The organism is Paenibacillus sp. FSL W8-0186 (assembly GCF_037969765.1).
Classification (GTDB): Bacteria; Bacillota; Bacilli; order Paenibacillales; family Paenibacillaceae; genus Fontibacillus; species Fontibacillus woosongensis.
Window position 1 is genome coordinate 2,269,998 of the sequence record NZ_CP150207.1, and the last position, 20,304, is coordinate 2,290,301.

24 protein-coding genes are annotated in these 20,304 nt (G+C 44.8%); 19 read left to right on the forward strand and 5 right to left on the reverse strand.

Features of this window, described 5'->3' with window-relative positions; all coding sequences use genetic code 11:
* Positions 1-107: 107 nt before the first annotated feature.
* From MKX50_RS10155 to MKX50_RS10245, 19 genes are all read left to right on the forward strand, one after another.
* Positions 108-1,865 (forward strand): ABC transporter ATP-binding protein, encoded by a 1,758-nt coding sequence (locus MKX50_RS10155; protein WP_339159507.1) that lies wholly within the window; start codon positions 108-110, stop codon positions 1,863-1,865.
* A 13-nt stretch (positions 1,866-1,878) separates the two neighbouring features.
* Positions 1,879-4,494: a class III lanthionine synthetase LanKC gene (lanKC, locus tag MKX50_RS10160; RefSeq protein WP_339159510.1), complete on the forward strand. Its 2,616-nt coding sequence runs from the start codon at positions 1,879-1,881 to the stop codon at positions 4,492-4,494.
* Positions 4,495-4,529: 35 nt separating this feature from the next.
* Positions 4,530-4,658: a class III lanthipeptide gene (locus MKX50_RS10165; protein WP_196427031.1), complete on the forward strand. Its 129-nt coding sequence runs from the start codon at positions 4,530-4,532 to the stop codon at positions 4,656-4,658.
* 221 nt (positions 4,659-4,879) lie between these two features.
* Positions 4,880-5,239: a VOC family protein gene (locus tag MKX50_RS10170; protein WP_213588748.1), complete on the forward strand. Its 360-nt coding sequence runs from the start codon at positions 4,880-4,882 to the stop codon at positions 5,237-5,239.
* Between the two features lie 22 nt (positions 5,240-5,261).
* Positions 5,262-5,669, forward strand: coding sequence for a GNAT family N-acetyltransferase (locus tag MKX50_RS10175; protein WP_213588747.1), 408 nt, complete (start codon positions 5,262-5,264; stop codon positions 5,667-5,669).
* Between the two features lie 87 nt (positions 5,670-5,756).
* On the forward strand, positions 5,757-6,035 hold the full coding sequence (locus tag MKX50_RS10180) for a DUF5316 domain-containing protein (RefSeq protein ID WP_213588746.1): 279 nt from the start codon (positions 5,757-5,759) through the stop codon (positions 6,033-6,035).
* A gap of 53 nt (positions 6,036-6,088) precedes the next feature.
* Positions 6,089-6,850: a hypothetical protein gene (locus tag MKX50_RS10185; RefSeq protein WP_213588745.1), complete on the forward strand. Its 762-nt coding sequence runs from the start codon at positions 6,089-6,091 to the stop codon at positions 6,848-6,850.
* A gap of 156 nt (positions 6,851-7,006) precedes the next feature.
* Complete coding sequence (locus tag MKX50_RS10190) at positions 7,007-7,276, forward strand: hypothetical protein (protein WP_213588744.1); 270 nt, start codon at positions 7,007-7,009, stop codon at positions 7,274-7,276.
* Between the two features lie 77 nt (positions 7,277-7,353).
* Positions 7,354-8,958, forward strand: coding sequence for a TerB N-terminal domain-containing protein (locus MKX50_RS10195; RefSeq protein ID WP_339159515.1), 1,605 nt, complete (start codon positions 7,354-7,356; stop codon positions 8,956-8,958).
* A 36-nt stretch (positions 8,959-8,994) separates the two neighbouring features.
* Positions 8,995-10,335, forward strand: a complete 1,341-nt coding sequence (locus MKX50_RS10200; RefSeq protein ID WP_213588742.1) for an ATP-binding protein — start codon at positions 8,995-8,997, stop codon at positions 10,333-10,335.
* On the forward strand, positions 10,332-12,539 hold the full coding sequence (locus tag MKX50_RS10205; protein ID WP_339159516.1) for a DEAD/DEAH box helicase: 2,208 nt from the start codon (positions 10,332-10,334) through the stop codon (positions 12,537-12,539). Before MKX50_RS10200 ends, MKX50_RS10205 begins: the two co-directional genes overlap by 4 nt.
* Positions 12,540-12,684: 145 nt before the next feature.
* Positions 12,685-13,230: a GrpB family protein gene (locus MKX50_RS10210; protein ID WP_339159517.1), complete on the forward strand. Its 546-nt coding sequence runs from the start codon at positions 12,685-12,687 to the stop codon at positions 13,228-13,230.
* A gap of 203 nt (positions 13,231-13,433) precedes the next feature.
* A complete protein-coding gene (locus MKX50_RS10215) occupies positions 13,434-13,970 on the forward strand; it encodes a DNA topology modulation protein (protein WP_213588739.1) in 537 nt (178 codons plus the stop codon).
* Positions 13,951-14,466: a GNAT family N-acetyltransferase gene (locus tag MKX50_RS10220; RefSeq protein WP_213588738.1), complete on the forward strand. Its 516-nt coding sequence runs from the start codon at positions 13,951-13,953 to the stop codon at positions 14,464-14,466. The genes MKX50_RS10215 and MKX50_RS10220 overlap by 20 nt, the downstream gene beginning before the upstream one ends.
* 138 nt (positions 14,467-14,604) lie before the next feature.
* The gene (locus MKX50_RS10225) at positions 14,605-14,997 is read left to right on the forward strand and encodes a hypothetical protein (protein ID WP_339159518.1); all 393 of its coding nucleotides are present in this window, start codon (positions 14,605-14,607) and stop codon (positions 14,995-14,997) included.
* Between the two features lie 37 nt (positions 14,998-15,034).
* A complete protein-coding gene (locus MKX50_RS10230) occupies positions 15,035-15,436 on the forward strand; it encodes a VOC family protein (RefSeq protein WP_339160073.1) in 402 nt (133 codons plus the stop codon).
* Between the two features lie 28 nt (positions 15,437-15,464).
* Entirely contained in the window at positions 15,465-15,893 is a 429-nt protein-coding gene (locus MKX50_RS10235) for a GNAT family N-acetyltransferase (RefSeq protein WP_339159519.1), read from the forward strand.
* Between the two features lie 22 nt (positions 15,894-15,915).
* A complete protein-coding gene (locus tag MKX50_RS10240; RefSeq protein WP_339159520.1) occupies positions 15,916-16,458 on the forward strand; it encodes a cysteine hydrolase family protein in 543 nt (180 codons plus the stop codon).
* Between the two features lie 19 nt (positions 16,459-16,477).
* Positions 16,478-17,269 carry a hypothetical protein gene (locus MKX50_RS10245; protein ID WP_339159522.1) on the forward strand — a complete coding sequence of 264 codons (792 nt, stop codon included), beginning with the start codon at positions 16,478-16,480 and terminating at the stop codon, positions 17,267-17,269.
* Positions 17,270-17,452: 183 nt separating this feature from the next.
* Here MKX50_RS10245 and MKX50_RS10250 read toward each other — a convergent pair whose 3' ends face one another.
* From MKX50_RS10250 to MKX50_RS10270, 5 genes are read right to left on the reverse strand one after another with little or no spacing between them, the layout of a single operon-like run.
* Positions 17,453-17,749 (reverse strand): spore coat protein, encoded by a 297-nt coding sequence (locus MKX50_RS10250; protein ID WP_339159523.1) that lies wholly within the window; start codon positions 17,747-17,749, stop codon positions 17,453-17,455.
* A gap of 5 nt (positions 17,750-17,754) precedes the next feature.
* On the reverse strand, positions 17,755-17,961 hold the full coding sequence (locus tag MKX50_RS10255; protein WP_213588735.1) for a hypothetical protein: 207 nt from the start codon (positions 17,959-17,961) through the stop codon (positions 17,755-17,757).
* Between the two features lie 27 nt (positions 17,962-17,988).
* A complete protein-coding gene (locus tag MKX50_RS10260) occupies positions 17,989-19,125 on the reverse strand; it encodes a zinc-dependent alcohol dehydrogenase (protein ID WP_339159524.1) in 1,137 nt (378 codons plus the stop codon).
* Positions 19,122-19,508, reverse strand: coding sequence for a spore coat protein (locus MKX50_RS10265; protein ID WP_213588733.1), 387 nt, complete (start codon positions 19,506-19,508; stop codon positions 19,122-19,124). Before MKX50_RS10265 ends, MKX50_RS10260 begins: the two co-directional genes overlap by 4 nt.
* Before the next feature lie 12 nt (positions 19,509-19,520).
* Positions 19,521-19,766 (reverse strand): spore gernimation protein GerQ, encoded by a 246-nt coding sequence (locus tag MKX50_RS10270; RefSeq protein WP_155609018.1) that lies wholly within the window; start codon positions 19,764-19,766, stop codon positions 19,521-19,523.
* Positions 19,767-20,304 lie beyond the last annotated feature (538 nt).

The window sequence follows — 20,304 nt, forward strand, 5'->3', positions numbered from 1 at the left end:
TCCCAATACCTCTATCTTTTCTTTCTGATTGCTAAATTGTATTCAATTGATCATTGCAATTAATAGTAGGTTTATTGCATCCAATAAACAATAGAAAAGGTGAAAAGATGGCTAAAGAAGCAAAAAGTCAATATTCGTGGGGAAATTTTTTCGAGCTAATCCATAAATCGAAACCTCATGTAGGACTCTTTATTGTGGCTTGTATCATAAGCTCTGCTAGCGCCATACTTTCCACATTTATCCCTAATGTCTTGAAAATTATCATTGATTCCTATTCCCTCTCTGGCAGCTTGAATCGCGGTATTTTAATTGGTTTAATAGCCATTTTTGTTTGTGTGACAATTACAGGTGTTCTATCAAGTTATTTATTGAGCAAGGTTGGCTTAACGGTTGTAGCTAATCTAAGAGGAATGACTTGGACGAAAATTGTGAAATTACCAACAGCTTTTTTTGATAGAAACCAATCCGGCGATATAGCTAGTAGATTAGTTAGTGACACTACCGTGATATACAACTTGGTCACTCATTCATTTTCTACATTTATCAATGCTGTATTAACCATATTATTTTGTGGATTTTGGCTGTTTTATTATAGCTGGGAATTATCCCTAGTTATTGTAGCTGCGATTCCAATATTCCTGTTATTTTTTATTCCTTTAGGCCGAGCGTTATCCGATCTTTCTAAAAAAGCGCAAAAGTCAACAGGGAAATTGAATGTTAGTGCGATCGAAATGATTTCCGAAAATAAGTTGATTAAGTCTTTTACTGCTGAAAACTATCAAATAAATAAAGGATTAAAAAATATTAACGATTTAATGCAACTAGGTTTGAAGCAAGCCAAATGGTCAGCTACGGTAAATCCATTCCTGAATATGATCATGTTAATTATTATTATGATCATTATTGGCTATGGCGGTGTCCAATTAGCGAATGGCCATTTAACGGTAGGAACTTTTATCGCATTTCTAACCTTGATTTTTTATATTATCAATCCTATTTCTAACTTTGGTTTTTTCTTCTCTCAGCTGCAGAAAACCAAGGGGGCAACAGAACGGATTTTACAGCTGCTATCCGAGGAAGAAGAGAATATAAATAAAGGCAAGGATCTAGATCTAAGCTGCAAAGACATTGAAATTAGCAATTTAAGCTTTAAGTATAACACTCAGGAAAATTTATCATTTTCTTTAGAGGACATTACTTTGAATATTAGGAGCGGGAATACTTATGCGTTAGTTGGCCCAAGCGGTAGCGGAAAAACGACATTTGTTTCCTTATTAGAGCGATTTTACAAACCAACCAGCGGAAGTATTTATATAGATGGTGAAAGTATAGAAAATTACTCATTGCATTCCTGGCGTTCTCAAATCGGTTATGTATCTCAGGAGCACAGTCTAATTACCGGGACGATAAGGGAGAATCTAATCTTTGGATTAGAACCGCAAGATGAGGCGAAAATTATTGAAGCTTGCGAAATGGCGTATGCATGGGAATTCATAAGTCAGCTGCCTAATGGATTGGACACGCATATTGGCGAGCGAGGACTCCATTTATCCGGCGGACAAAGACAAAGAATTGCTATCGCAAGAATGTTTCTTAAAGATCCAAAAATCATTTTATTAGATGAGGCAACATCAAATTTGGACAGCCAGTCTGAGGAAAAAGTGCAATCTGCGATGAAGAAAATTATTGAGGGTAGAACCGCGATTGTAATAGCTCATAGATTATCTACGATTATGGACTCCGAATATATTATTTTTGTGGAAGATGGCAAGGTAACAGGCCAAGGAACCCACTATGAATTACAAAGAACTCATAAATTGTATCAGCAATTCTGTGAATTGCAATTTAGCGCACAATTACAATGAGGGAGGAGCAGCCATGATGGATAAAAACCATCTTTATTTTAAGTACGTAAATAATGATTCTAAATATTTTGAGAAGCTGCAGGCTGGCAACAAAACAGCTGAATTCACGATAAACCATTTGTCTGAAGATTGTTTGATTAGAACAGAGGAAAATTCTCCTTGGAAAATTTATAGTTTTGCCAATAAGAAAATTAAGGATCAGGGCTGGAAGATTCATGTTAGTGCAACGATGGAAAATGCACAGCAAATTCTAGCGGACATAAGCCAAGTTTTAATCGAACGTAAAATTACCTTTAAGCATCTTCTTAATAAAACCTACTTACATAGTATTAACTCCAAAAATGGGAATAGAATAAGCTCCGGAAAATTCATAACGATATATCCTCCAACCGATGAAGAGTTTTATCAATTACTTCATATTTTATATGACAAGGTTAAAGATCAAGAAAATGGGCCTTATATTCTAAGTGATAAATGCTGGAAGAATAGCAATATATACTATAGATATGGGGGATTTGTAAAAATTTCCAACGAAAAAGGCGAATTTTGCATCAAGGATCCCACAGGACAACTAATTCCGGATAATCGTACCCCTTATTATCAGGCGCCTGAATTTGTTAAAGATTTTGATCAATTTTTAGAGTTGAACAACCACTTTTCTGATGCTGATGAAAATAATCCTAAGTTTAAACAATATAAATTCCAAAATGCGCTGCGATTTACAAATGGCGGCGGGATTTATATCGCTGAAAGAAATGAGGATAAACGAAAGGTAGTTATTAAGGAAGCAAGGCCAAAGGTAGGGCTAGACGGACAAAATAAAGATGCAATCGACAGGCTGCAAAAGGAATACGAAGCATTATCGAAGCTAGCCGATGTGAGAGGTGTAGTAAAGGTAGTTGATTATTTTAAATCGTGGAAGCATTTATTTCTAGTAGAAGAATATGTGGAAGGGATTGATATGAAGACGTGGATAGCTGCGAAATACCCCTTTCATCGCCATAAAGATAAAGAAATATATCTAAATGAAGTGAAACAAATAACCCTCCGTTTAATAGATATTGTTACCGAGATGCATGGTCAAAATGTTGGCATGGGTGATTTACAGCCAGCCAATATTATGATCACGAAAGATTTGGAAGTGACACTTATTGATTTTGAGTCTGCTGATCACAAGGATCGTGAAGAGAAGGCGGCAATTCATACGATGGGATTTTCAGATCATCAAAATAGAAACCGCAAGGAACGAGACTGGTATGCAGTTAAAAAAATACTAAGATATTGTGTGTTGCCTATTGGTCCGATAAGCAATATTGAAGATCATATAACCTCTTATCACAATGAGTGGATTAAACAGGAATTTGGGAGTGAATTCTTCTTATTTCTACGAGAAATCGAAAACAGATGTGACACCCATTTATCAGTAACAAAAGAGAAACAATATGACCCCATAGACTATACTCAAAAAAGGTTGCCAGATGAAATAGGTTCGTTGATAGAAGGTCTAAGAGCGGGTATGTTGGCAAATCTAGTGCCAGATCAAGGTTTGATTCATGGTGATATTAGACAATTTGAAATCGCTGGTGGAGCAACGAATGTACTTACTGGGGGGACTGGTGCAGCGCTAGCTTTGTTTAGAACAGGAAATGTGGATAAACAAGTGATTCATTGGATTGAACAACAATTCATTCATAACATTCATTCTGAACAATTAGAATCGCAGGGACAAGGATTGTTTACTGGCAAAGCAGGTATTGCTGCAACACTGTATGAATTAGGTTATAAAGACAAAGCTTTAGAATTATTTAGAAATTTAACTGGCAATAATGATGATATTTCATTAAGGTCAGGCTTGGCCGGTATTGGACTTGCTTTAATCAGTTTATATTTTGAAGAAAACAATGATCAATATTTAAAGCAAGCTGAATCGATTGCAAGTCATATTATCCATTTTTTAGGGGGTAATAGAAGTTTAACCGTTTCTGACTGGGCTGCTGATCCTGCTGGGCTTATCGATGGATGGTCAGGTGTATCGTTATTTTTTACAGCGATGTATGCGATTACGAGGAATACAACTTTTTATGTGGCAGCACAAGAGTTAGTAGAGCTTGATTTAAAAAATACCCATATTGACGAAGATTTGCAGGTTCTGCAAACGATGAATGATCGAAAATTGTTGATTCCTTATCTAGCAGGTGGATCTATAGGAATTGGAGTAGCGATTTGGTATCTGAATCATGTAAGCGGGCAGATGCATTATCAGGACGAATTAAAATTAATAGTTAATCTGAATCATATAAGATGTACTTTCACTGGGGGATTATTTGATGGGGCGGGCGGTTTTTTACTCATACCACCTCTGCTGGAAGATACTTATGGAAGTATTGAAACACACAAAAAGCAAGCCATTGATCGATTAAATTTGTTCCTTATTTTCAAAGAAAACCATTGCTTATTTCCAGGAAACTTCTGTTATCGCTTATCTGATGATTTATACTCTGGAAGTGCAGGGATCATATTAGGGTTACAAGGAATTTTAGAATCCAACCCATTATATTGGCTGCCGGTTATAAATATCAATCAATTTGTAACGAAGACAAGGTATATGAATACTCCATTAGTTACATAGACAGTATACCTTATTCATGAAAGGAGGTGAAAACAATGAATGAAGTGCTGGAGCTGCAACAATTAGCTGCAATACCAGAAGAGCAAGAGGCATTTCCGATTACAATTACATGGACTGTAACGACTACAGCAGCAACTTGGTCGACAGTAAGCAATCATTGTTAATAACTAAACAACATTCATAAGCCCGCATAAATAAGGAAAAGGATAAGCAAAACTGCTTATTCTTTTCCTTATTTATTTTAATTCATATATAATGAAGGAAGAAGCTCAGACAACAAACGCCCCAGCTTAAGATAGGAGCTATCTTTGGCTGGGGCTGTTTTGTACACATAAAACTTGGCACCATTTTTAGGGAAGTTATCATAATAAGGAGGATGCCCAAAATGAATTTATTTATCAGCAAACCAATTACAGGGGCTATGTATTATGTTAAGGATTTGGAGTCAGCTTGCCATTGGTATTGCCATACTCTGGGTTTTAGCTTAGGGGAGCATGACTTTAACGACTTTGCTGAGCTGACAGTAGATGGACAATATGTAATGCATTTATTTAAATCCAATGGGAACGATCGGGCAGCCAGAGCCACATTTAGCTTTTCAACGAACAACATTGAGAGTACATACAATTTTATACAAGATAGAGGAGTCGAAGTATCAGCGATAAACAAGCACATCGACCATTCGGATTTTACTTTTAACGATTGCGACGGGAATCAATTAATGATATGTCAGTTCTATAAATGAATTTAGGGGGAAATCGAAATCTATGGACATAAAAGCTGCGACAGATTCAGACTATAAATATATCGTGGAAAGAGATAGACATATCGCTGAGGCTTTGGTTAAGAACAAAATAAATGAACATGAGATATTCATATTGTGGGAGTCAAATGAAGAAATAGGCTGGATGAGGTTCGGGTATTTCTGGGATAACACGCCGTTTATGAACATGCTTTGGATTGATGAAGAATATCGGGGGCAAGGGCACGGAAAGAAAGTCGTGCTCTACTGGGAAGAGCTGATGAGAAAGAAAGGCTTTAGCTCTGTCATGACATCGACGCAATCCGATGAAGAGGCACAGCACTTTTATAGAAAGCTTGGGTATAAGGATGCCGGATGTTTAATGCAAGAAAATGCTCCGCTCGAATTGATTTTTACTAAAAATATAGTGTAAGCGGACTCGGGCATCTAACCTTTCATCCCTAGTTATTCAGATGTATAATCATGGAAGCAGCAGGAGGGAATTACGATTAAAAAACTGATGACCGGAATCATTGTCAGTGTTGTATTGTCATTGTTTATAGGCTTCTTATGGGAATGGCAACAGGCCATAAACATTACGGGCGGAGTCGGAGTTATCATGCTGCTGCTAGCGGGCGTTCTCAACGGGACTTTTGTTAGCGGGGTTCAAATGAGAGCCAATAGAGAGATAGAAACGGCGGAGGATAAAGAATCTAGAAACAAGTTTTCTTCGATGTTTTTTCTATGGGGACTCCCTTTTTTTCTGACGGCAATAGCCCTTTTTTTGATCGTAAAGTGAAATGATTTTCCTACAAAAAGCGGTGTGCAAAAATTAAGGAGAAAATAATTGCAGTGAAAAAATTAATCGCGCTCTTCCTGATTATTGTATTGGGCACAACAGCATTAATAATCACTATACACGGTTTGTCAGTTCCAATGAAAACGGCAATGACCAGTTCTGTTGAGGCGGAATCATCGGAGGAAGCTATACCTGATATGCTGACTATAAAAGATGAGAATGGTCATCATTTGGATTTAGTGATTAAAGATATTCCAGTATACAGGGCTTACCTAGAATCTCAAGCAGACATCAAGACAGAAATGGAACGAACACAATTTGAAGTACTTCATATTCCAACTGAAGGTCATTTTATTTTGTTAAAGTACAATTGCGGAAATAAGCAATGTTCAACTATTTTGGTGAAGAAAACCGATTCAAAGATCACAAGTGTTGCTTTAGCCACAGGTATTTTTCAAGACTACAAAATTTCACCGGAAGAAAAAGAAGTATTATTAAAGTATGGTTTTAATGAAGGTGGCGAAATTGTCCGTCATATATTAATAACAGTTGATTTGTTGAAAATGAAAGTAGTTCCTTTTGAATCAAGCGAGTTAGCTAAAGAGTATATGGATAAACCAACCTGGCCTATAGTGAATTACCAATGGATTGATCACAATCGGTTTATGATCGAATTGCCTGATTTAGAATCATCTGAATTTGAAACAGCTAAAAGTTGGTATGCTTCAAGCGAGAAAAAAACAAAAAAGGTTGAGGTTACAATCGACAAAAAGAAAATACTAGACTCATATAACGCCATAGAAAAAGAAAAGTAAATGTATCATGCTAAGTAATCGTATAGCATTAGAGCGAGGTTTGTGGATAACATTCAGCACAACAGTCGCTCTTTTTTTAGATTTAGCAGCCTTCAATATGAAATAACATTATTATACAGATACATCACGATGCATTCAGATGCGGAGGGATAGAAAATGTTTATCATTGGGACGTTGCTTGCCATAATAATTGCCATACTGGTTTCCATATTTATAGGTCCGGTCGGAGTGCTGCTTCTGGTTTCCGTTATTTTTGGGATGGTTCTTAGCATGTATATCCGAAACCGTGAAATGTATAACGACATCCAACGTATTAAAGAAAAGCTAGGAATCGTGGAGCAGGACGATTTCAATATGAGCAATGAAGCGATTGAAGAGGAACTGTTAGAGGAGATGAAGCATGAAGCCCGTAATAAGGAAAAATAGCCCCTAATCCGCCTAAAAAATGCGAACAAGCTTTCGCTTTGATGGTATAATAGTGTCGTGATGGAGGTCTATGGACGATGAACGAAAGAACGGTCAGGCAGGATGGTATAGTGAACAGCCAGGGAAGAACTAGGGAGCAGCTTACATTTGCAGAGATCGAGCTTGAGCAGCCGGAGCAGAAGCGGGCAGAGCCCTTTGTGGTAATACCGGAGCGCGGCGGGCGGGAAGTGGACTGGGGACAAAATTTCCGCTATGTTTCCCGGGAACGGCAGTTTGTGGAGCAGGCGCGCGAGCTCGAATGGAAGGGCGGAGAAGCGGCAGAGTTTATCCCTTTTCATGCTTACTGGCCCACTTACGAGCAAATGCAGCCGGGGCAGCTGCGCTGGTATTTGTATTGGCGAGGAGAGGTACGCTCAGGGCGGTATCCGGATACGGATCTGTCTTATCTTTTTGTGTACCTGTACGAGCTGATTCATGGCATCGGCATAAATGAACCGGCAGAAGGGCATGAGCAGATGCAGCGGGTCTGGCTCGCTTACCGGGAGCGATATCCGAAGCTGGACACGTACGTGCGCGAATGGCTTTACGATTACGGGCTGGTATTCGGGCTGCATGTCCAGCCTTTGGCTCCGCTGCAGAAGCTCCCCCGGAATTTATCCGCGGAGTTGAAAGAGCTGGAGTGGAAACGCAGATTTACCGCAGAGCCGCTTGTGCTGACCTGGGATATGCTGAGGACGATGATCGACTATGATGTGGAGAAGAGCCGTTTTTACACCGGGCAGGGGCGCAAGGACTTGCAGGCCTATGCCCCGAAAGTGGTGGCGCTGGTCGATGGTTATTTGTCTAAAAGCGAGGACGTAAGGTTGCTAGAGCGGTTTATGCCCCGTGAGAAAAAAGTCAGCAGGCCCTTGTTCCGCACCGCTGTATATGATCACGAGCTGTATGGGCGCGACGTTACAGTAAGCGTACTGCCGATTAGCACACATCTCCCGCTGCGCTCGTATATAACCCAGCTTGTCAGGCTCACGGAGAACAAGCTGCGCGAGTTGTCGGGATTCCGAGGCAAACTGCGGGGAATTACCGCGGAGTCTAGCGTGGAACAACTGGTTGCACGATTCCTGCATAAAGAATTCGAGCAGCGCAAGGCGAAGGAGGCTAGAGCCTTCGTCCCTAAAGTGAAAATCAACACGTCGAAGCTGCAAAGGATTCAGTGGGAGTCGGATGAGGTACGGGATATGCTGACGACTGAGGAGCAGGCACCTGTGTCAGATGAGAGCAGGGAAGAAACAGCGCTGCCGGCTAAGCTGTCCAAAGCGGGCAAGGTGCCGGATCCTGAGCAATCAGAGAGCCTGCAGCAGGCGGAGCTCGATTTTGAGCGGGGCTGGATGGAGCCCGGGGAAGTGGAGCATAGCGAAGCTGCGGCAGGGAAGACGGAGCTGCCGGAGGAGTGGCGTGAAATTTTCGCCCGTTTATCCGCCGCGCATCGCAAAATGCTGTCCGCTCTGCTTGATGGAGGGGACGCGGCGGTACGGCTCGGCATTGCTGAACAGGCCGGCTCCATGCCCGAGCTGCTGCTGGACGAAATCAACGAAATTGCGATGGAGTGCATCGGCGACTTGCTCCTCGACGGTGATGAGATCGCCCTGGAGTACAGGGAAGAGCTGCGGAGTCTGCTTAGCTGACATAATCCAACATGTTCATAAAACGAGGTGACACCGATGAAACAGATACAAATACCAAAACGCCTGACCACGGCGCTGGTGAACTCCCTGACGGCAGGGGTCGTGCCGCGGGTCGGGCTGGAGCATATCGCCGTCGGGAGAAAGGCCGAAGTGGCTTCGATCCTGCAGGATATGGACAATATCGCGGAGGGAGGGGCAGCATTCCGCCTGATTACGGGACGATATGGAAGCGGCAAAAGCTTCCTGCTGCAAATGATCCGCAACTATGCGATGGACCGGGAGTTTGTGGTGGCGGACGGAGACTTATCGCCGGAGCGAAGGCTCGTCGGCACCAAAGGACAAGGGCTTGCTACCTACCGTGAGCTGATGACGAACATGTCCACGCGAACGAGACCGGATGGCGGTGCCTTGGAGCCGATGCTGCAAAAATGGATCGTTACGCTTCAGCAGGAGCAAATGCAGGCAGCCGGCCTGCGGCCCGGCGATCCGGCGCTGCATGAAGCGGTAGAGCTTCGGATTTATGCGGTATGCAATGAGATGCAGAATCTGGTGCACGGCTTTGATTTCGCCAAAGTGCTGGCTGCCTATTGGAAGGGCTGCAAGCTGGGGGATGACGACCAGAAAGCGGCGGCGCTGCGCTGGCTGCGCGGGGAGTACCCAACCCGGACGGAGGCGCGCAAAGAGCTTGGCGTCGGCGTCATCATCGACGATGATAATTGGTACGACTACATGAAGCTGTGGGCGGAATTTGCAGTGCGTATCGGGTATAAAGGGCTGCTGCTGTTTATGGATGAAGGCGTCAATTTGTACAAAATCACTAATAGCATATCCCGCCAGAGCAACTACGAGAAGCTGCTGACGATGTTCAACGATACGATGCAGGGGAAAGCCCAGTACCTGGGCATTTACCTTGGCGGGACACCTCAGTTCGTCGAGGACGAACGCAGAGGGCTGTTCAGCTATGATGCCCTGCGTTCCCGGCTGATGGATGGCCGTTACAGCAGCAGTTCGCGCCGGACATACACCTCCCCGATTCTGAAGCTGGACATGCTGTCCCACGAGGAAATCCTCGTTCTGCTGCAAAAGCTGCGGGATATCCATGCCATGCATTTCGGCTACGCGTCTCAGCTTGCGGATGAACAGCTGATCGCCTTCATGCAGGCGGCGGTGAACCGGCTTGGTGCCGAAGAGCTGCTGACGACCCGCGAGGTGGTCCGGGATTTCATGGATGTGCTGCATATGCTGCACCAGCATCAGGAGCTTTCGTTCGCGGAGCTGCTGGGCGAGCGGGAACGGGAGCATGCAGCGGGCACGGGTGACCGCAAAGACGGAGCGAAGAATGAACTGGATGATTTCCTGGCGGAGTTTGAGTTATGAGCGGATCTAGTTCTTTTTCCCGGCTGGCGCCGTTTATCCAGGAATATATTTACCGGAAGCAATGGGACAGCCTCCGAGAGGCTCAGGTCGAGGCCTGCCGTGTGCTGCTCGATACGAGCCATCATTTGCTGATCGCTTCCGGCACAGCGTCGGGCAAGACGGAGGCGGCTTTTTTTCCGGCATTGACAGAGCTGTATCATCGGCCTTCCGGGTCCGTCGGCATACTTTATATCGGGCCGCTCAAGGCGCTGATCAACGATCAATTCGAGCGCATAACCGATCTGCTGCGGGAGGGGGAGGTGCCGGTATGGCACTGGCATGGCGATGTCTCCCAGGCGGAGAAAACCAAGCTGATGCAGCGGCCTTCCGGTGTCCTGCAAATTACGCCGGAGTCCCTGGAGGGGCTGCTCATGAACAGGCCGAATGCGATTCCGGCTTTGTTCCATGATTTGCGGTACATTATGATTGATGAGGTTCATGCGTTCATGGGGGCGGACCGGGGCATCCAGGTGCTGAGTCAGCTAACCCGGCTGGAGCGCATGGCCTCCAGTTCGCCGCGGCGAATCGGCCTGTCCGCCACGCTGAGCGATTACGAGGCCGCAGCCCGCTGGCTTGGAGCCGGAACATCGCAGCCCGTGGAGGTCGTATCTCCCCAAGGCGGACGGAAGCTGAAGCTGTCGGTGGAGCACTTCTCGTTCCCGGACGCCCGGGATGAGCGGGAGGCCGAGCATTTGGAGCTGGCAAAGCAAAATTATTACAACTTCATCTATGACCATACGCACCGAAAAAAAGCGCTCGTCTTCACCAACAGCCGCTCCGACGCCGAGCTGACTACGCTGGAACTGCGGCGGATCGCCGCGAAGCGGGAGGATCGCGACGTATTTCACGTACACCACGGGAGCATATCGGCGATGCTGCGCGAGGAGACCGAGGCAGCGCTCCGATCCGGCCCGGGGCCGGCGGTGGCGGCAGCGACGGTGACCCTGGAGCTTGGCATCGACCTTGGCGAGCTGGAGCGGGTCATTCAACTCGGCGCGCCGTACAGCTGCTCCAGCTTCGTGCAGCGTCTGGGCCGCTCCGGCCGCCGAGGCGATCAGGCGTCGGAAATGATGTTCCTCTGTGCAGAGGAAGAGGATGAAGAGGCGCAGCTGCCTGCGCGAATGCCGTGGACGCTGCTGCGGGCGATCGCTGTCATTGAGCTGTACGTCCGCGAGCGCTGGGTAGAGCCGCTGGATTTGCGGCGCAAGCCCGTTGGCGTTCTCTACCATCAGACGATGAGCACGCTCAAAAGCATCGGCGAGGCAAAGCCCGCCGAGCTGGCGCAGGCCGTGCTGACTCTGCCTGTTTTTCGCGGCGTAGAGCCGGAGGAATTCAAGCAGCTGCTGCGGTATTTGCTGCAGACAGATCATATTCAGCAGACAGAGGAAGGCGCCTTAATCATCGGGCTTGGCGGTGAGAAGATCGTAAACAACTTCCGATTCTATGCGGTGTTCAAGGATGACGAAGAGCATGCGGTTTATAACGGCTCTGAGGAGATCGGCAGCATCACAACCGTGCCGCCGCCGGGCTATTGCTTCTCGCTGGCCGGCAAGCTGTGGAAGGTGGAAGAAGTCGACAGCAAGCACAAGGCTGTCTATGTCAAATCCTCCAAGGGCAAGGTGGATACGCTTTGGCTTGGTGCCGGCGGCGACGTCCATACGCGGGTGCTGCACAAAATGCGCCAGGTTCTGCTGGAACAGACGCTGTACCCATACCTGGCTCCCGGTGCAGCCAACCGATTGGAGCGGGCCCGCAGACTGGCCCGGGAGAGCGGGCTGCTGCGCAGTCCGGTTATTCCAGCGGGCGGCGATTCGCTGTTTATTTTGCCGTGGGCTGGAAGCAAGCAATTCCGTACCTTGGAGCGCCTTCTGAAGCATAATCTTGCTGAGCCGATGGGATTGCGTCAAGTTGTCCCGATGGAGCCGTATTATATGGTCGTTTCAGGAAGAGCGACTGCCGAGGAGCTTCTGGCAGGCATACAATCTGAACTATCCGGGGTTACGGATGCGGAGGCTTTGCTGAATGCCGCCGAAGCGCCATACCTGGGCAAGTACGACGAATTCGTGCCTCCTGAGCTGGTGCGGCGTGCTTTTGCTGTAGATGGACTGGATGTGCACGGACTGGCGGCAGCGCTGGCTGCCCATGAATCGACTAAACAGCAATAACCAATTAAGAAGCTCAGACCTCCCGCACCCCAGTCTAGACAAGAGCGATCTAGGACTGGGGTGTTTTGCTGTAGGGGGGCACATATATTTAGAGCAGCACAAATTTAATTAGGGCAGCCCATGCGTTAAGGAAAGGAGCGTAAACATGGAGGAGCAGTGGAGAATTGCTGCTTATGATCCTGAGTGGAGAAGCTTATTTCTAGCGACAGGAATGAAGCTAAGAGAAGCATTAGGTGAACAGGCGCTTCGAATAGATCATGTAGGCTCAACCTCAGTTGCCGGATTAGATGCAAAACCGATCATCGATATCCAAATCTCCGTTACAAATTTCGATGATCTGCAGCTTTTCAAGAAACCGATCGAAGATACTGGATTTACGTTAAGAAAAGACAATTCGGATAAGAGCAAAAGATACTTTCGTGAGTTACCCGGGAGCAGGAGGACACATGTCCACGTCAGGCAGGCCGGAAGCTTCGCCGAGCAGATGACTTTACTTTTCAGAGACTATTTAAGAGAACACAAGGAGGATTGCGTGAGATATGCACATGAAAAACACCGACTCATGGAGCTGTACAAGCAAGAACGTGCCAAGTATGTGGAAGGCAAAGGGCCGATGATATGGAGCATACTGCACAAAGCGCATGCTTGGTCACAGCGGACTGGCTGGAGCCCGGGACCATCTGATTTATAAGAATAGGCTGACACCGCCATTTAAGAGGGAACTAACGGGAGTTCGGTTTTGGCCAGCCTTCGGCCTAATATTAATGCACCCAATGTCTTACGCCAATCGATATGAAGATGTATAATTGTGGAAGTGAGCTCCGGCAACCGTCGCTCCAGCTTAAGACAAGGGCTAGCTGGGGCTTTTATTTTTTATACGGGGAGGCATCTTTGATGAAGAAAGTGCTTGTATTGGGATGTGCAGGCTCCGGCAAATCTACCTTTTCAACACGTTTAGGACATCTCACCGGACTGTCGGTGATTCATCTTGACTCGTTCTATTGGAAGGCAGGCTGGATCGCTGCAACCGAAGAAGAGTGGGATCAGACGATCGAAGAATTACTGAATCATGATGGTTACATTATGGATGGAAATTACTCCAGAACTTTAGATAAGAGGCTTATCGATGCGGACGTCGTATTTTTTTTCGATTTTCCGCGTTTATTATGCATCTATCGGGCAATTAAACGCAGAATTCTCAATCACGGGCGAACGAGAGAGGATATGGCAGCAGGCTGTAAAGAGAAGATCGATTTAGAATTTTTGCGGTGGATTTGGAACTTCAGGACAAGAAGCAGGGGCAAAATATTAGAAACGCTTGATCAAGTAAAAGAACAAAAGCAGGTCATTATTTTTAGAACAACCAAGGAAGTAAAGGAATATTTGGCCTTAATGGAATCGACAAGGGGGAATGCTTGTGCTGGGAGATGATCTGAGGACACAGCTGCTTGTTAGACCTGCGCTGCACGAAGAGGCGCCAATTATTTTGGACTTATGGCAGAATTCGGCTAGATGGCTCAATTCCAAAGGGATCTACCAATGGAGGCCGGAATATTTTAATTTGGAGCAAGTTTTGGAATTTATGAATGATGGATCGGACGTATATCTGGCCGAATGGAACAACGAAATTGTCGGAACTTATATTTTGACCTGGTCAGACCCGTTCATTTGGCAGGAGCTTGATAATTCGGAATCCGGATACATACATAGATTTGCAGTTCATAGGGAATATCGGGGATTAGATATTGGAAAATATCTTTTGAAAAACGCTGAACAGCAGATCAGACTTAAAGGCAAGACATGGATCAGGCTTGACTGCATGGCGGAAAATCCTAGGCTTAATCAATACTACAGAGATTGTGGGTTTCAATATATTCGCAGAATCGATGGAGAGGGTTGGAGTGCTAATTTATATGAAAAGCAGTGAATCAGCAGGTACACGACGGATATTATGAGAGATTCGGCTTGACGTTCAAAGAACTTACCCTCAGGCGGATGGGCAGCATATAAGAATTTATAGATGAAATCGTGCTTTATAACGATAATTCGAATAAGGACGGGTGCAATGAAAAAAATACGGATCGGAGCAATAGTCGTCAGTTTGATTATTGTGTTATTCCTCGGTATTTCGCTGTTTCTAGCCTGCAGGTCAAACGGAGTTTCCAGCCTGAATTTGCATGAGATTAGGAAAATAGCCTGGAAGAGCGTGGAGAAAAATCAATACGATACGATTACGATAAAGTGGGAAGAAGCTAGAGTGGAGCTCATCGAATCTAAAGATAAATGGATCATTCCCATAACGGATGAACAGAAGAAGAAGCTGGAGCAGATCAAGAAAACAGACTCCATATTAATCGCAGTCACATTTAATACAGAACAAGATGGGCTTTTAGGTCCTATTGTTCCTATTATCGATCCCAAAACGATGAAGGTTATCGGTTTTTACCCAAGATTTTAATAATGGAGGAATACTAGTGGCATCCAAACTATTAAGAGTGGGAACGATTTATCTTCCTGTTTCCGATCCTAAGCATTCAGCAAATTGGTTTTGCTCAAATCTAGGAGCGGAATTGGTTTTCTTAGACGAAGGAAATAACCATGCCATCGTTAACCTGGCGCATCAGAGCTTTATTTTGATTCTAAGTGAACGGGGCTTGACTGCTAACTTTCAAACTATTAATGACGGATTGATGTTTCCATTTACATTTGAAGTTAACGGGGAAGAAGAATTGATCCAGCTTCGTCATGAACTCTTCGAAAAAGGCCTGAACGTCGGAGATATCGAAGATAGAGGGCACCCGGGCAAAAATTTCATCATTACGGATCCGGACGGGAACAGATTCGATGTGTGGAGCGAATTGTCCCCGAAATTTAAGGAGAAATACGGCTTTCATTAATCCCAAAAACATTGAAGGCAGGTGCTTCATGAAGCAGAACAAGTATGTCCGCTTGGCTGTGGTTGATGATGCCCAGGCTCTTGCTCAACTTAATCGTGAATTTAATGGCGTTGAGGCTTCCCTCGCCGATATCGAGCGATGTTTGGCTAATTCAAGCGAAATTGTAGCGATCGCGATCCTCAATGATGAACCTGTTGGATTTGCTTGTGGTCAATCTTATCAATCATTTTGCTATCGTGAACTTGCAGGAGAAATCACAGAGCTATATGTCCGAGAAGGAGCAAGGAGACAAGGATTAGCAGCTGAACTCATTCACGCGATTGAAGCAGAGTTGAAACGGCGGGGCGTGATAACAATCAAAGTTCTTACAGGACTGCGCAATGAGGCTGCGATGCAGACCTACACCAAGTCGCATTACGTCAAGAAAAACGAAGTTGTTTTTCAAAAGAATATCTAGCCCTATAAAGGAGTCGTTGAATATGAAAAATGCAGCACTCTTAGTAGTAGACGTCCAAAATGCATTAGTGCAAGCTAAACCTTTTGAAATTGAAGCCGTTATCAGCAATATACAAAGATTAATTTCCACATGCCGTGAAAATAGCGTAGAGGTCATTTATGTCCAGCACGATGATCCCATCGGTGACGAGTTGGAACCTAATACGGAGGGTTGGCAAATTTATAGTGAGATAAGTCCGCTCGCAAATGAAACGGTGATCAATAAAAAATTCAACTCGGCCTTTAAAGGGACAAATTTAAAAGAATATTTGGATAGCAAGGGGATTGAGCAATTAATAATTACAGGGATGCAAACAGAGTATTGTATAGATACAACTCTTAAGGCAGCTTTTGAGCACGGGTTTCAAATGATGATCCCAGAGAAGACAAACACGACCTTCGATAATGGGGATTTATTAGCCGGCGATTTATATCGTTTCTACAATTTTAATATTTTTAAAGGCCGTTTTGGGATCGTAGAAAACATTGAAGATACAATTGGCAGAATCAAAGATAAAGGATGTTAATCAAAAGTGAGGAAATGTAATGAATCAGGATTTTTTAGCTTCGCATATCAAACGGACTAACCGCAACCTGTTTATTTCCATCGTTTTAATTATTCCACTCTTAATTGCTATGATTTTTCTTGGAGGAATAAAGGCAGCATTACAAATGCTTGAATATTTGAACGATGGCGATTGGTTTTATTTCTTTATCGATTTGGGGTCTATTATATGGTTATTGGCAGTGGTTGTGCTTTCAGGATTAGCATTGGTGCTTACTGGCAAGCTTCTAATCAGGATTTTTAAGGTACAATACCACCCAATACATAAAGCGACTGTAATCTACGGCCAGTTTAATGATGTCTCTTATTACATATCCAGCGAGCTATCCCGTCCTGGAACGAAGACATATAAAGAAGTAATTATCATGGAGAATTGGATTATAAAAATCACTACGTTTGGCTTGAACATTCTTAAAATAGCTGATGTGGTATGGGCGTACAATTCAGTTACTAAACATGAGCAGGGTCTTATCGGACCGGGAGTAGTTGCTGCGCCAACCGAGGTGGCAAAAACGTTTAGCGTGATGATTCATTCCAAAAATCCTATTTTACCGAAGATGAGAATTAGCAGGACGCATGAGCTGGACACCGTCGGGCATAGCGAGCAGAATGCGCTTGAAGGGGATCGGAAAAGAAACCTGATACTAAATATTCTAGAAGAGCTGGAGCAAAGGCATCCGAATGCCGTTTATGAGTACTCTAAAGAGCTTGAGGAGCTGTGGACCAAGGATAAAATGCTGTTTATTAGAATTGCCGGATTCACTGTTGACTAGAACTAAATCAAATATGAGTTCAACGCTGGAGCACTTCATATCGAGGGTAAAGCGAATCGATGATTTGCTGGGAATTTATGAATAGGCAGCATGCTATGCTGCCTTCAGATCACAAAAAAACGGCACAGGGTGCCGTGGCTTGAGGTCTGGGTGTAGTACCAAGCAGTCCTTAATCTCTGGGGTTTACGTCGGAATATTCATTGCGGTTTGTATATTCTGCAAATCCAACTGAATTTGCTCGTTTACATTGTAGGGGTGGTACAGATTGCGTTCCATCATGTAAGTGAGGATCATTTCATGAGTATCGATCGCTTCCTCCAGTTGTTTTGCCAACACTGTTTTGATTTCAGGGGTTATACATTCTGTAACGGCCATCGCATAATTTCTAACCCCGCTTTTAGCGTTGATAAGCAAGTCCATCGCAATGACTTCATCCGTTAGCTTATTCATTCCTGTAATATATTCTAAAATTGGATGCATCTTGTTTATCCCCCTTGTTGAGATTTCGACAACAGTCCGTCCAGCTCTTCAAGCTGCCGCGTAGATATTTGAACGTCATGTTCCAGTATTTGCTTCAGCCCAGGATCCGAGACAAGAGCTTGCATCAGCTTGGATTTAGTCATGCAGACTGTTTTAAAGGCTGCTATTTCATGTACTTCTAGCGTTTCGTGTAAGGCGAATGATCCGTTCATTTGATGTCCTCCTGTTTCAAAAAGAGCTCACGGCTTCAATATCACTTTGATGCAATTGTCCGTCTTCGTGTCGAATATTTCGTATCCGCGCTTTGCTTCACTTAGCGGGATCACATGGGTTACGATATCGTCTGGATTTACTTTGCCTGAAGTGATCAGCTCATACATATATGGCATGTAGTGAATGACTGGGGCTTGTCCGGAACGGATGTTGATATTGCGCTGCATGATATCACCAAGAGGGAATCCGTTATAGCGCCCGCCGTACACGCCTGTAATTTGGATCGTTCCACCTTTGCGGACCGCTTGGGAGGCCATGACCACGGGGCTCATCGTCCCGCCCTGCAGCTTCAAGCCGCTGGCCAGGAATTCAAGATCGTTCATTTTTCCATCCATCCCGACCGCATCAATCACGACATCGGCTCCGCCTTGGGTGATCTCTTTGAGATAGCTGCCGACATTTTGCTCATGCTCAAAATTAATCGTTTCCACATTGTTCGTCCGTTTCGCATGCTGCAGGCGGTAATCTACGTAATCGACGGCGATTACCCGCTTTGCTCCTTTTAGCCAGGCAAACTTCTGAGCGAGAAGCCCAATCGGTCCACAGCCCAGCACGACCACCGTGTCCCCATTGTTCACTCCAGCATTATCAACGCTCCAGTATGCCGTCGTCATCGCGTCGGAAATCAAACAAAGCTTCTCATCAGGTTCTTCACAGTTCTCAGGAATCTTGAAATGCGTGAAGTTAGCATAGGGAACGCGCAGATATTCAGCTTGTCCGCCAGGATAGCCGCCAGCTGAATCGGAATAGCCGAAGTAAGCCCCTATTTCCCCGTTCTCGTTGGAATTGTCACATTGGCTCTCCAGCTGGTTCTGACAGTAATAACAATCTCCGCAGGCAATATTAAACGGGATGATGACCCGGTCGCCTTTCTTTAACTTAGTAACGCCAGGGCCGACCTCTTCCACGATCCCCATAGGCTCGTGCCCGATGATATAATTCTCCTTCAGGTTGGGGATCATCCCGTGAATAAGGTGAAGATCCGATCCGCAGATGGCAGTACTGGTCATTCTTATGATCATATCGTCCGGTTTTTCGATTTTGGGATCCGGCACATCTTTGACAGCGATATTTTTAATGCCCTGATAAGTTACGGCTTTCATGCTTGATCCCCCTCCATATGCTGATCTGGCGTCCGATCAAACATCCCAATCCGCCGCGTATCTTCAGGAAATAAATTCATTTGTCCAATCATGACCGAAGTATTCGCCGAAAGCTGATCCAACTGGTATTGCTCATTTAACTCATAAGGATGAAACCACTTTTTGCGTACCATGAGATCAGTAATTTCTTGATGCATCGCGATGCCTTGCCTCAGTTGATTGCGCAGCAGTGCTCTTGCATCCAAGGATACTGTTTCTGTAAGGGCAATTGCGGTATTTCTTACTCCTTCTTTGGCGCGCATAAGGAAATCCATAGCAAAGGTCGTATCGGCCGTTTCTGGCATATTTAAGGCGTTGATCGGATCTAAATAATCATTATTCATAGGCGTTCTCCTTTAATTTAATATAGGAGTGGGGCGGTTTTTAGGAACAGGCGCTTGGAATGGAGCCTTTGCATAGATCGCTTGCAAATCAGCAATGGCTTGCGTGGATTGCTCAACGTCCTTTTGCATTAAGTCTTTAAGCTCTTGGTCAAAAACGAGGCCCTGCATCAGCTTAGACTTGGCCAAGCAGAGTGTTTTGAAATTAAGCATCTCGTGAAGCTCCATTGCTTCATGAGCTGCCAAGGTTTGCATATTCATACGCGATCATGACCTCCGTGTTATTCATTAGGGGTAGCTTCTCCTTAACCTATTTTTGTTATGCAGAAATTAGCCCTAGTGCACACTGCCTGCCCGCTGAGGGGCACAGCCAAGACGTGATTAGATTATTGAACACAATAGATATAGATTTTTGGGAGTTACTCGATGATTGCTGTGCAGCATCCAACATTTAACGAACCTGGTACGACAGTAGCCGAAAGCCTTCTGCACAGTTCTAACGGTTACCTGTGCCGTTAATCCGCGGTTTTTTCACTTTTTGAGATCCAAACGGTTGTATATGCGGCTAATTCTAACGTATCTAATAAGTTAAGATGATTTTTCCACAAATAATGTGGATTACAACCGTTAGAATATCGAAGTGCTCATTTGCGACTAATTAACGGCTTTAGCAACCGTTAGAAATTTGGAATGGTTGTGATTCCTTCCGATCGTCTTTTTTTATGGATATGTTGACTTCTATTGCATAGGAAAGTGATGGGGGAGCATGCTATGTGACATATTCGTATTGTTTTTAAAT